This window comes from Kitasatospora sp. NPDC051702, assembly GCF_040681575.1.
Taxonomy (GTDB): domain Bacteria; phylum Actinomycetota; class Actinomycetes; order Streptomycetales; family Streptomycetaceae; genus Kitasatospora.
The window spans coordinates 1-11875 of record NZ_JBFAZB010000041.1; the positions used below are offsets into that span (position 1 = coordinate 1).

Annotated in this window: 13 protein-coding genes; 4 read left to right on the forward strand and 9 right to left on the reverse strand. The window is 73.9% G+C overall.

The window, feature by feature from the left end; translation table 11 throughout:
- Positions 1 to 69 precede the first annotated feature (69 nt).
- The 4 genes from AB0N04_RS28325 to AB0N04_RS28340 all read right to left on the reverse strand — a co-directional run bounded on the left by AB0N04_RS28325 (position 70) and on the right by AB0N04_RS28340 (position 3842).
- The gene (locus AB0N04_RS28325) at positions 70 to 477 is read right to left on the reverse strand and encodes an SHOCT domain-containing protein (RefSeq protein ID WP_360213068.1); all 408 of its coding nucleotides are present in this window, start codon (positions 475 to 477) and stop codon (positions 70 to 72) included.
- Positions 478 to 708: 231 nt separating this feature from the next.
- Positions 709 to 1293 (reverse strand): NUDIX domain-containing protein, encoded by a 585-nt coding sequence (locus AB0N04_RS28330; RefSeq protein WP_360213070.1) that lies wholly within the window; start codon positions 1291 to 1293, stop codon positions 709 to 711.
- On the reverse strand, positions 1290 to 2447 hold the full coding sequence (locus tag AB0N04_RS28335) for a type III polyketide synthase (protein ID WP_360213072.1): 1158 nt from the start codon (positions 2445 to 2447) through the stop codon (positions 1290 to 1292). The genes AB0N04_RS28330 and AB0N04_RS28335 overlap by 4 nt, the downstream gene beginning before the upstream one ends.
- A gap of 189 nt (positions 2448 to 2636) precedes the next feature.
- Positions 2637 to 3842 (reverse strand): cytochrome P450, encoded by a 1206-nt coding sequence (locus AB0N04_RS28340; protein WP_360213074.1) that lies wholly within the window; start codon positions 3840 to 3842, stop codon positions 2637 to 2639.
- Between the two features lie 441 nt (positions 3843 to 4283).
- On the opposite strand from AB0N04_RS28340, the gene hemC reads away from it, so the two are divergent.
- On the forward strand, positions 4284 to 5219 hold the full coding sequence (hemC, locus tag AB0N04_RS28345; protein ID WP_360213076.1) for a hydroxymethylbilane synthase: 936 nt from the start codon (positions 4284 to 4286) through the stop codon (positions 5217 to 5219).
- 325 nt (positions 5220 to 5544) lie between these two features.
- Positions 5545 to 6060 (forward strand): hypothetical protein, encoded by a 516-nt coding sequence (locus AB0N04_RS28350; RefSeq protein WP_360213078.1) that lies wholly within the window; start codon positions 5545 to 5547, stop codon positions 6058 to 6060.
- Positions 6061 to 6194: 134 nt separating this feature from the next.
- Here the strand turns inward: AB0N04_RS28350 and AB0N04_RS28355 are convergent, their stop codons facing one another.
- Positions 6195 to 6776 carry a winged helix-turn-helix domain-containing protein gene (locus AB0N04_RS28355; RefSeq protein WP_360213080.1) on the reverse strand — a complete coding sequence of 194 codons (582 nt, stop codon included), beginning with the start codon at positions 6774 to 6776 and terminating at the stop codon, positions 6195 to 6197.
- An 82-nt stretch (positions 6777 to 6858) separates the two neighbouring features.
- Here AB0N04_RS28355 and def point away from each other — a divergent pair, with 82 nt between their 5' ends.
- The gene (gene def, locus AB0N04_RS28360; protein ID WP_360213082.1) at positions 6859 to 7458 is read left to right on the forward strand and encodes a peptide deformylase; all 600 of its coding nucleotides are present in this window, start codon (positions 6859 to 6861) and stop codon (positions 7456 to 7458) included.
- 241 nt (positions 7459 to 7699) lie between these two features.
- Here def and AB0N04_RS28365 read toward each other — a convergent pair whose 3' ends face one another.
- Both AB0N04_RS28365 and AB0N04_RS28370 read right to left on the reverse strand, forming a co-directional pair.
- A complete protein-coding gene (locus tag AB0N04_RS28365; protein WP_360213084.1) occupies positions 7700 to 8269 on the reverse strand; it encodes a HEAT repeat domain-containing protein in 570 nt (189 codons plus the stop codon).
- Positions 8270 to 8378: 109 nt separating this feature from the next.
- Entirely contained in the window at positions 8379 to 9125 is a 747-nt protein-coding gene (locus tag AB0N04_RS28370; protein WP_360213086.1) for an alpha/beta hydrolase, read from the reverse strand.
- 593 nt (positions 9126 to 9718) lie between these two features.
- Here AB0N04_RS28370 and AB0N04_RS28375 point away from each other — a divergent pair.
- On the forward strand, positions 9719 to 10345 hold the full coding sequence (locus AB0N04_RS28375) for a DUF1629 domain-containing protein (RefSeq protein WP_360213088.1): 627 nt from the start codon (positions 9719 to 9721) through the stop codon (positions 10343 to 10345).
- A 53-nt stretch (positions 10346 to 10398) separates the two neighbouring features.
- Here AB0N04_RS28375 and AB0N04_RS28380 read toward each other — a convergent pair whose 3' ends face one another.
- Positions 10399 to 10977: a hypothetical protein gene (locus AB0N04_RS28380; protein WP_360213090.1), complete on the reverse strand. Its 579-nt coding sequence runs from the start codon at positions 10975 to 10977 to the stop codon at positions 10399 to 10401.
- Between the two features lie 110 nt (positions 10978 to 11087).
- Entirely contained in the window at positions 11088 to 11783 is a 696-nt protein-coding gene (locus AB0N04_RS28385) for a TetR/AcrR family transcriptional regulator (protein ID WP_360213092.1), read from the reverse strand.
- Positions 11784 to 11875: the final 92 nt, after the last annotated feature.

An 11875-nucleotide genomic window follows, 5' to 3' on the forward strand; every position in this document is an offset into this window, starting at 1 on the left:
TGCCGCTGCTCCTGCGTCTGGTCGCGGCCGCCGGACTCGCCGTCGACGCCGCCGTACCCGCCCGCCCGCTCAGACCAGCAGCTTGTCCTTGGCCTTCTGGTACTCCTCCTCGGAGATGGCGCCCTTCTCCCGGAGGTCGGCCAGCCTGGCGAGGTCGTCGACGTGGCTGCCGCCCGTGCCGCCCTCCGGCCCGCCGGCGGCCGCGTCGCGGATGTACGTCTTGAACGCGGCCTCGGTCTGTCTGGCCTGCTCGACGTCCCGCTCACCCATCGACTTCCCGCGGGCGATCACGTAGATCAGCACGCCGACCAGCGGGATCAGGATCACGAGGATCAGCCAGCCGGCCTTGCCCCAGCCGCTCATGTCGCGGCTGCGGAAGATGTCCGTGATGATCTTGAACAGCAGGAAGAACCAGAGGATCCAGAGGAACAGCTCCAGCATCGTCCAGAAGATGTTGAGCAGCGGGTAGTTGTCCATAGCCGAGTCATATCACCGCAAAACGGACATCGTGCTCCGGTGTACGGCCATTCCGGTGGTTCTCGGTGCCGGCGGGAATAACCCCGGCCGCGGGAGACCGGGTGTCAGCCGGCGCCGGCAGCCGGGTGCCGGCCGACCTCGGGTGCCGGGCCCCGGCCGATGCGGCAGGCCGGGTGCCGGGCCCTGGTCGATGCGGCAGGCCGGAAGTCGGCCGTTGCGGCCGGACCGGTGTCAGCCGAGCCCTGCGCGGCGGCGCAGCTCCACCGCCAGGCCGACCAGCTCGCCCCACCACTCCTCGTGCCCGGCCAGCAGCAGCCGCTGCGCCTCGGCCGCCGGCACCGCCCGCACCTCGACCACCTGCTCGCCGTCCGCCGGGTTGGTCGGCGTCGAGTCCACCGAGACCTCCGCCCAGCCCCACAGCCACGCCTTCTCGGGGTGCGGCTGCCACGGCCGGTACGGCGTCGGGTCGTCGGTGCGGCAGCGGTGCGCGCCCAGCCAGTCCGGCTCGCCCAGCAGCCGGGCGCCGGCCTCCTCCCGCAGCTCGCGCTCCAGGCAGGAGGCGATGCTCTCGCCCTGCTCCCGGGTGCCGCCGGGCAGGAACCAGTGGTCCCGGTCGTCGCGGCAGAGCACCACCCGGTCCCCGGTGAAGCCGACCAGGTGGATGTTGGTGACCAGTTCGTCCGGCGGCAGCTCGGTGGAGAACAGGGCGTCGTACCTGCCCCACGTCCAGTACTGCGGCGCGTGCAACGCCGGGAAGAGCGCCGCCAGTTCGGCGGCTCTGCCGGAGGTGTCGGTGCGGTCCGTGGTGTCTGTCATTCGGTGATCGTAGTGCCGGCCGGGAAACGGCGGGGGGCGCTCGGATGGACGAGGGAGATGTCGGAGGTGGAGATGGCGCGCGGCCGCCGGACCCCCGAACCGGTCGCTTCGCCGACCCAACTCCCCAGCGCCATCTCGGCGGTGATGCCCGGTCCGAAACCGGCGATCAGCCCCGGGGTGCCGTCCGGCACGCCCCCCTCGGCGAACAGCCGGGCGAGCGCGTCGAACACCACGGCGCTGGCGATGTTGCCGCGTTCGGTGAGGGTCGCGCGGCTGTGCCGGAAGGCGGCCGGCTCCAGGCCGAGGAACCGGCAGAGGTCGTCGAGGATCCGCGGGCCGCCGGCGTGCACGATGTAGAAGCCCAGCCCGGAGGCGTCCCAGCCGTGGTCGCCGGCCAGGCCGCGCAGGGCCGGGGCGAGCATCTCCATGGTGCCGGGCACCCGTTTGTCCAGCTGGAAGTGGAAGCCGGTGTCCTTCACCCCGTACGAGATCCAGTCCTCGGTGTCCGGGACGAGGTGCGAGCCGTTGCGCTCCACCTGTACGCCCGTGCCGCCGCGCCCGCGCATCACGACGGCGGCGACGGCGTCCCCGAACAGCCCGTTGGAGAGCAGCGAGCCGACGCCGAGGTCGGTCGGCTGGTAGCAGAGCGAGCAGAACTCGCAGGAGACGATCAGCACGTTGGCGCCCGGGTACGCGCGGCAGAAGTCGTGCGCGCGGCTGACCGCGGCCCCGCCGGCCGCACAGCCGAGCTGGGCGACCGGCAGCTGGCGGGTGTCGGGGCGGAAGCCCAGGGTGTTGATCAGCCAGGCGGTCAGCGAGGGCATCATGAAACCGGTGCAGGACACGTAGATGATCAGGTCGACCTCCCGGGCGCCCAGCTCGGCGTGGAGCAGGGCCCGCTCCACCACCTCGGGGACGCGTCGCCGGGCCTCCCGCTCGTAGACCGCGTTGCGGGCGGTGAACCCCGGGTGGGTGAGGGTCCGCTCGATCGGCTGGACCAGGTGCCTGGTCCGCACCCCGGTGTTCTCGATCAGCCGCAGGGCGAGGCCGAGTTGCGGGTGGCCGGCGTGCAGGGAGCGGGCCAGGTCGAGCGTCTCGTCGAGGGTGACGACGTGCTCGGGCACGGCGATGGCCGGGCGGCAGAGTGTTGCCATGGGTGAGGGTCTCTTGTGAGGGGCCTGGACGGGCGGGGTGCGGGGGGTGGGGGTGTGCGGGCGGGGGTGCGTGGGTGGGGCCTGGACGGGCAGGGGGGCGCGGGCTGGGGCGTGCGGGCTGGGGTGTGCGGGCGGTCGGTCGCCGGGGGCCGGTCACCGGACCGCTCGGTGACCGGCCCCCGGGGTCGGTCACCAGGCGACCGGCAGGGTGCGCGGGTAGCGCCAGATCGAGCCGGTCTGCCAGTCCAGTTCGGACGGGTCGACGGCGAGCCGCAGCCGGGGGAAGCGCCTTAGCAGGGTGCCGACGGCGACCTGCAGCTCCATCCGGGCCAGGTGAGCGCCGAGGCAGTGGTGCTGGCCGTGGCCGAAGGCCATGTGGGTCGGCGCCCCCCGGTCGAGGTCCAGCTCGTCGGGCCGCTCGTAGACGGCCGGGTCCCGGTTGGCGGTGAGGTAGGACACGTGTACGGCCTCGCCCGCCCGGATCGGCGTGCCGCCGAGCTCCACGTCCTCGGTGGCGACCCGGGCGATGCCGACGCCCTGGCGGAACGGGATGAACCGCAGCAGCTCCTCCAGACCGCGCGGCAGCAGTTCGGGCCGGGCGCGCAGCTTGGCCAGCTGCTCGGGGTGGGTGAGCAGCGTGTAGGTGATGTTGCTGAGCTGGTAGGTGCTGGTGTCGTGACCGGTGACCAGCAGGACCATCGCCATGACGGCCAGCTCCTGGTCGTCCAGCAGCTCCTCGCCGTCCCGGGCGGTGGCCAGGGCGCTGATCAGGTCCTCGCCGGGGTGCGCCCGCCTGGCTGCCGTGAGCTCGGTGAAGTAGCCGCGCAGCGCCGCCTTGGCGGCCTCCTGGCCGTCCCGGCCGCCCGGGCCCGTCGCCATCATCGCCACGGCGTGCCCGCGCAGTTCGGCGCGGTCCGGCTCCGGGATGTCCAGCATCTCGCAGATGGTGGTGAGCGGGAGCCGGCCGGACAGGAAGTGGGCCAGGTCGGCGGGGGAGCCGTGCTCGGCCATCTCGTCGAGGCAGCCGTCCACGATCCGCTGGGTGGCCGGGCGCATCCGCTCCACCTGGCGGTTGGTGAAGCCCCGGGCGACCAGCCTGCGCAGGCGGTTGTGGGCCGGCGGGTCCATCAGGTTGATCGACTCGACCTGGGCGATCGGGGCGGGCGTCATCCGCGGCAGGTCGCGTCCGATGCCGGCGGCGCGGCTGAACCGGCGGTCGGTGGTGACCACCTTGACGTCCTCGTAGCGGGTGGCCAGCCAGGCCTCCCCCTCGCCGTGCGGCAGCCGGATCCTGGCGACCGGGGCCTCGGTGAGCAGCCGCCTGAGGAGGGGGTCGAACTCCAGGCCGTCGGTGTGGTCGAAGGGGCAGTCCCACACGGGGGCGGTGGTGGTCACGGGCCTGTCCAATTGTCCTGGTACTGCTTTCTGTGTCCTGCCTGCCGTGAACGGCCTGCTGTGAGCCGCCCCCGGTGCGACCCGGCCGGATGGGCCGGGTGGAGCGCCGTGGGCGTACCACCCGGGGGCGGATTCCTCGCCGGGCCCTGTTGTTCGGGCCCGGACAAGCCGATGTTCCCCCATGGATCGGCAAAAATCTTGCCTGCCAAGGGAGTTCGCTCAAATGAGTGAGCCGGATGATGGTCATGTGATGCGACGGCATTCTCGCGGTGTTCTCGCCGTCTTCTCGCGCGGTATTTCCGGCGTGCGCGGGGCACCGGTGGCCGGTGGGTGGCGGTCGGTGGCGAGGGCGTGGCGGGGCGTCGGCCGTTCGGTGCGACCCGGTGGCCCGACACCTGACGTGCGGTCAGGGGCGGGTGTTCGAGCGCCTATCATCACGCCATGGCCACCCCTGAGCTGATCCGCATCGTCTCCCGCTCCTCGCCCATGGCGCTCGCCCAGGTGGAGCGCGTCCGCGCCGAACTCGCCGCCCTGCACCCGGGGCTGCGCACCGAGGTGGTGCCCGTCACCACCTCGGGCGACCGCTGGACCGGAGACCTCGCCCGGCTGGGCGGCAAGGGCGCGTTCACCAAGGAGGTCGACGCCGCACTGCTCGCCGGGGAGGCCGACGTCGCCGTGCACTGCCTCAAGGACGTCCCCGCCGACCGCCCGCTGCCCGCCGGCACCGTCTTCGCCGCGTACCTGCGCCGCGACGACATCCGCGACGCCCTCGTCCACCCCGGCGGACTGACCCTGGCCGAACTGCCGCCCGGAACCCGGATCGGCACCTCCTCCGTCCGTCGGGTCGCCCAACTCGCCGCCTCCCACCCGCACCTGGTGTGCGTGCCGATCCGCGGCAACGCCAACAGCCGGCTGGCCAAACTGGCGGCGGGCGAGGCCGACGCCCTGCTGCTCGCCGTCTCCGGCCTCGAGCGCATCGGCGAGCAGGCGCGGATCACCGAGGTCCTGGACGTCGACGCGATGTGCCCGCCGATCGGGGCCGGCATCCTCGTCCTGCAGTGCCGTGAGGACGACGAGGCGACGATCGAGGCCGTCGCGGCGATCGGCCACCGTGACACCTGGCGCGAGGCCGCGGCCGAGCGGATGTTCCTGCACGTGCTGCAGGGGCACTGCAACAGCCCGATCGCCGGCTACGCCAGGGCCGAGGCGGACGGCCGGCTCTCGATGCGCGGCCGGGTGTTCAGCCCGGACGGCAAGCAGGTGCTGGACGCCCACGAGTGGGCGGGTGCGCTCAGCCCCGAGGACCTCGGCACCTCGACCGCGCTGGCGCTCAAGCGGCAGGGCGCGCAGGAGCTGATCGCGGGCATCCCGCACTGATCGGGCGGTGGGCGGGTGCCGGGCGGGTGCCGGTCTTGTGCTGACTGCGCCGGTCGGGCCCGGAGGCCGGTCGGGTCGCCCGACCGCCGGGCGTGCGTCCGGATCGTGCACGCCCGATCGTCGGGTGGGCCCGGAGGCCGTCCGCCCGCCCGAGGGCCCCGGCGGGTCAGGCCGCCCGGGTCGTGTGCCCGCCCGTCCGTCCGCAGGTCAGGCCGTTCGCACGCCCCTCTTCCGGCCGCTCGGTTCGCCGGGCTTGCGGCAGAACCGGGCGGGTGTTCGAAGCGTCCGTTGGGGCGTGATCAGTGGAGTTATCGACCGAATCCCGATGTTCTGGCCCGGACTGCTGCTCGCCCTGGTCCCGGCGGCGCTGCTGAACCGGCCGGCGGGGCGGCTGCTGCGCGCGCACTGGGCGGTGGGCTTCCTGCTGCTGCTCGGGCTCGGCGGGGTGGTCACGGCGACACTGCTGCCGGACGCGTTCCGACTGTCCGCGGACGCCGTCCGGCACTGCGCCGTGGCCGGCGGGCGGCCGCGCTCGGCACACGAGCTGCTGACCGTCCGGCACCTGGACCTCAAGCTGGCGGCCTTCGCCCCGGTCGGGCTCGCGGCCGCCCTGGCCGGCACCCGGCGGCGGGCCGTGCAGGCGCTGATCGGCGCGGCGGCGCTGCCGTTCGTGGTGTCCGCGGTCCAGTACGCGGTGCCCGCGATCGGGCGCCAGTGCGACGTACAGGACGTCTGGGACGGCGTGCAGGGCATCGTCATCGGCGCGGGCACCGGACTGCTGGCCGGGCCGCTGCTCCGCGCCGGGTGGTCCCGGTCGCGCCGGGAGGGCGCGGCCGGCTGAGGCGCGTCCGGCGGATCCCGCCGGATCCTCCTCGGCCAGTGGGAGGGTGCGGCCGGGCGCGGCCAGTGCTCGGGTCGGTGTTCGGGGCAGTGCTCCGGGCAGTGCTCGGGGCAGTGCTCAGGCCAGTGCTCGGGTCAGTGCTCCGGCCCGTCCTCGCCCGGCAGGAGCGGGAAGAGGCGGGCCACGGCGGCGACCGGGCGGGCGTCGGCGGGCCGGGCGGCCGGGTCGTCGTCGCGGTCGCGGTAGCGGGCGAGCACCCGGCGGATCTCCGCACCGACGGCGGACAGCTCGGCGGGGGTGAGGTGGACGACGGCACTGAACGCCTCGTCCCGGCGCCAGTCGGCGCGAGCCCCGTCCCGGTGGGCGAGCCAGCGACGGTAGCTCTCGTCCTCCAGGCCGCGCGCGAGCTCGCCGAACCCGTCCGCCTCCTGTCCCGCCCCCCGGGCCGGGTGCCCGGCGGGGGCCTCGGCAGGGTCCGGCTCCCGCGGCAGGCGCCAGGGCCGGGCACGTCCGTCGACGGGCGGGGCCTCCTCGACGAGCCCGTGGCGGGCCAGCTGGCGCAGGTGGAACGAGCACAGTCCCGAGCTGAACCCGAGCCGGGCGGCGGCCTCGGTCGAGGTGAGCGTGCCGGTCTCGGCGAGCAGCCGGAGCAGGGCCGTGCGCACGGCGTGCTCGGGCAGTGTGCCGGTGGCGGGGGCGGTGAGGTCGTCGGTCACTTTGCAAAGTCTGCTACTTTGCAAAGCAGCTGACAAGCCGTCGGCCACCCGTGGCCGGAGCCGAATCGACGAGGGAGCGCCGATGTCCGAACTGCGTGAACGCCCGACCGTCCTGCGGATCACCGAGGTCGGGGAGGAGATCCTCCGTCGCACCTGCCGCCCGGCCGACGCGACGGACTACGGCAGCGAGCGGCTGGCCCGGCTCATCGACGACATGTTCGCCACCATGTACGCCGCCGACGGGTGCGGACTCGCCGCCAACCAGGTCGACGTGGACCTCGGCCTCTTCGTCTACGACTGCCTCGACGACCGGGGAACCCGGCACGTCGGCCACGTCCTCAACCCGGTCGTCGAACCGCAGGAGCCGGGCCGCCGACTGATCGAGGACGCCGAGGGCTGCCTCTCCGTACCCGGCGCCAACACCGAACTCGCCCGCCCCGCCCGGGTGGTGGTACACGGCTTCGACCGCGACGGCGAGCCCGTCACCATCGAGGGCACCGGCTACTTCGCCCGCTGCCTCCAGCACGAGACCGACCACCTCAACGGCGGCCTCTACATCGACCGGCTGTCCGGCCGCGACCGCAAGCGCGTCCTGCGGCAGTCCGCCGACCGCCGCGAGTCCGTCTTCGCCGAGCGCGCCGCCCGAGCCGCAGCCGCAGCCGCCGCGAGGCCCGCGGGCTGACCATCGCGCCTGTTCACGCGGTCCGGCCCCGTCGAGGATCCTCGGATGCGGTCCGGCCGAGTGGGCCGACGTTCCGGCGACGGGCGACGTGACCGGCGCGGTCAGGGAAGCACACCCTGCCGGTTCGTCCATGGCCTGCTCCGCCGGATCGGTCGGATCGGTCGGGTCGATCGGCGAGGCGGCGTCCGGCCTCCCGTCCACGGGGTCGGTCGCTCCCGACTCGCCTGACTCCGAACGAGTTTCACCGCTCCGGGCGGCGGCCCGGGCGGCGGCCGGGCGTGGGTGGGGCGGTGCGCCGGTAGATGCTGCCGCCCGGTGCGTACCAGCTCGCCTTCTTCCGGACGGCCGGGCTCGGATCCCCGGTGCGGGACGCTTCCAGCGCGGCGGCGGCGCGCGCGTCGACGTGGACGAACTTGCCGACCAGCTCGGCGGCCATCGACCGGACCAGCGGGGAGGAGTCGGTGGCCAGATGCCGCAGCGCGGGTTCCAGGACCCGGTCCGCCCCCGGCGCGCAGGTGTCCCCCTTGCACCGGTCACAGGCCAGCGCGTGGAACGCGGCCACCCGCACCCGGGCGTCGGAATCGTCGGCCATGGTGATGAGCGCGGGCATGGACTCGATGTCCACCAGGTGGTCCAACAGGCGGCAGCAGCCCTCCCGGACGGCCGCGTCCGGATGGGACAGCCCGGCGCGGACGGCGGCGATCACGCCCTCCCCGCGCCGCAACAGCTCCTGGTAGGCCGGCACGGCGCGTTGCGGGTCGGCCAGGCAGGAGACGAGGGACTGGTCGTCGGTGCTGACGAATCCGAGCATGGCCCGAGTGTCCGGCGGCCCGGCCCCTTCCGGCAACGGGATTTCGCCGCCCCCGACGGCGCCGCCGGCCGGGGGTCGGCGTCGGCCCCCGGTCAGGCGTCGGCCCCGGTCAGGCGCCGGTCCCGGTCAGGTGCCGGTGGAGCGCCCGTGCCGAGGAGGCCACCTGCGCGGCGGGCACCTCCAGGTGGCCACCGGGATTGGCGTGCAGCACCTTCGCCCGGGTGCCGAAGGCGTCGAACAGCGCGAGCGCCGCCTCGCGCGGCACCAACTCGTCGTCCCACTGCACGACGAACTCCACCGCGGCCTCGACCCGGGCCGCCGGCCGGTCCAGCGAACCGTGCCCGGCCAGCCCGAACACGGCCGCCGTGATCCGGGGTTCGGCGGCGGCGAGCGGAACGCCGACCACACTGGCCAGCGACAGACCCCAGTACCCGACGGGACCGTCCGCACCGACCTCGTCCAGCCGCTGCAGGGCGTCCAGCACCGCCCGCCACTCGGGGACGGCCCGTTCCGCGAGCGCGGCGGTGTGCCGGGCGACCCGTTCGCCGATCGGCTCACCGTTCGCCAGCAACTCGCCGACGGCGGCCGGGAACCACTCGTCCTCGGCGGTCCGCGGGCGTTCACCGTGCCCGGGCGCGTCGAGGCCCGCGACCGCGAAGCCGCACCCCGCCACCCACCGGCGCGCCCGCTCCACCAGCCCCGGTGCCAGCTTGTGCTGACCGCCACCGTGCCCCTGCAGCACCAGCGGGCGGCCGCCGACCGCACCGGCGGGGGACCACAGCACCCCCGGGACGCCGTCGAGCGTGAACCGTCGTTCCGTGACGCTGCCTTCGGTCGTCTCCGAACTGAAGCGCATGAGCCCCCCGACCCTCGCGGGCGGCGCCGGATCCCGCCCTGCCCCCGTCCCCGCCCGCCGCATTCTCGCCGAGAACCCTCGCACGCTCCTCCCGGTTTCGCCCTCAGCAGCCGTGCGACGATCCCGGACGGCTCTGCGCTCCCCCTTGGACGACGACGGAAGCGGCCCGGGGAGGGGCTCCTCCGCGCCACCGACCGGGCGGCGCAACCCCAGCAGGCCCGGTCCTTGCTGCGCAGGAAGTCGGCCCATCCGACTTCCCGTGCGCAGCTCCTGTGTCGCCCGTGCGGTTGGAATATGTAGACCGGGCGTCATATTCTGCGGGGTGGCGAGGCGTGGAGTGAGAAGTCGGTGGGGTCGACTTTCTGTGCGGCGGCTGCTGTGGAGGGGGCTGCATATGTAGACCGGTCGTCATATTCGATTGCCCGCTTTCTCGCTGATTGCTGGGAAGGCGCACAGGAAGTCGATGGCTTCGACTTCCTGTGTGTGAGGGGTGCGACACTCGCGGAGTCTGTAGACCGGTCGTCATATTCGCTTCGGGTGCCCGGGGTCCTGGGGGCGGGGGTGTGTCGGGGGGCGGGGCTAGGGTGTGGCTGGTGGACGACCAGTACTTCGCGTTGGCGTACAGGGGTGAGGCTCGGTGCCCCGTCTTCCTGAACGGTGTTCTCCACGAGGAGTTCGCCGAGGGGGCCTTCGACCGGCCGATGACGTACGGCTGGCAGCACGACGCCCCCGGGCAGGGGCCGCCCGATGACCTTCCGGCCGAGCTGTGGCTCGTCACCAAGGACCGGTCCTACGGCTTCGACTTCCACACGGCCTTCGGCGGACACGTCGTCAGTGCGGGTTTCCTGGAGCTGCTGCGGGCCGGGGACACGGGTGACTGGCAGGTGTCGCGGCTGCAGGTGGTGTCCGCGAAGGGGCGTCCGATCCCGGCGAAGGAGTACTACTTCGTACGGTTCCCGCGGTCCGCGCTGCTGAGCACCGAGCGGCTGGTCGATCTGGAACGGTCGCGGATCGACCTGCGTCGTGACGGTCAGGTCAAGAAGGTGTGGGAGTTGCGCTTCGCGGAGTCGCCGGAGCGGGACTTCTTCCTGCTCGACTCGGTGGCGCTGTCGGGGGTCGCGTTCTGCTCCCGCCGCTTCGCCGAGGCCGCGGAGCGGCTGGGGCCGAAGGGTGTCGAGTTCGTGCCGTTGCCGGGGATCGGATCGCTGCAGAGCGCCTGACCCGGACTCGTCCGAGCCCGGGCCGGGCGCCCAGGGCCGGGTGCCGTGGGCGGTCAGTGTGGAACGGGCGGCGAGGTGGGGCCGAAGGCGCGCTCGGCGGCGGTCATCACCCAGAGCGGGAACTGGTCGAGGGGGAGTGCCGGCGAGGCCGGGAAGTCCGGGCGGATGGCGGCGTCGGGGAAGAACGCCGTCCGGCAGCCGAGGCAGAGCCAGCCGGCCTGCCAGACGCTCAGGTTCTGCTGCCACTGGGCCTTCTGGGCGGGCAGGACGATCGCGGCCGCCTGGCGGCGCCGCCGCCGGGACACGGCCTGCACGATCAGGCCGCAGACCACCAGGAGGCCGGGGAGGACGAACGGGCCCAGGCGGTAGCCGAGCCGGTAGGCGGCGTCGTAGCGGTCGAGGTCCCGGGCTCCGTGGAGCAGCGAGACGACGCCGAGCACGGCGAGGGCGGCGGCGATGCCGTAGAGCACCGTCGATGCCGTGCCGGCCTGCCCGGGTGCCGGTCGGGGTTCGGGCGGCGGGGCCAGCAGCGCGCGGGTCGGGCCGTCGAGGGGTGTGCTCGGGTCGGCCACCGCCCGGGGTATCGGGACGGTGTGGTCCGGCGCGGCGCACTGGGGGCAGGTGGCACTCATCGAACGGGTTCGCTCCTGGTGCGGACTGGTGCCTGAACGGTGGACCCGCGTAGTACACCACGGGCGGTCGGGCGGCTCGGTGCCCGGTCGGGCGGTGCCCGGCCGGTGGGCTACCGGCCGTTGCCGTCGAGGAGGGAGCGGGTGAGCCGGTCGGCGACCGTACCGTCCAGTGGGGCGTGGCCGAGCAGGAAGCGGTACCAGAAGACCCCGTAGACCTGGTCGACGACCAGGTCGAGGTCGGTGTCCTCGGCGAGTTCGCCGCGTTCGCGGCCGCGGGCGAGGAGTTCGCGCAGGGCGGTGCGGCGGGTGGCGGTGAAGCTCTGCATGAGGTCGGCGAGGTGGGGGTCGCGGGCGGCTTCGCGGACGAGGGTGCGCAGGGCGGGGGCGGTGGGGCCGCGTTGGGCGCCGTCGAAGGTGGTGGCGACGAAGGCGCGGAGGTCGCTGCGCAGGGTGCCGGTGTCGGCGCCGGGGACGTCCTGGTCGGCGCGGTCGGTGAGCGCGTCGAGCAGGACGGCGCCCTTGGACGGCCACCAGCGGTAGACGGTCTGCTTGCCGACGCCAGCGGTGCGGGCGATGGCGTCGATGGTGACGGGTGTGCCGTCGGAGGTGGCGAGCAGGCGGAGAGCGGCGTCGAGGATCGCCTGGTGGGCGGCCTCGTTGCGGCGGCGTCCGGTGTGCGGGCGGGTGGGGGTCGCGGGGGCGCCCGGGTCGGTGGTGTCCGGAGTCGCGGTATACGGAGCCGCGGTGTCCGGAGCAGGGGCGCCCGGGTTGGCCGGGGTGTCGGGCCGGGGGTCGGTCGCTGGCATGGCGGTCCCTCTTCTCTGCTGCGGTTCGCTGCATCCCCTTGACAAGACTAACAGTCTCGACAACCATCATTACCGGAACTAGCGGTCTCGAC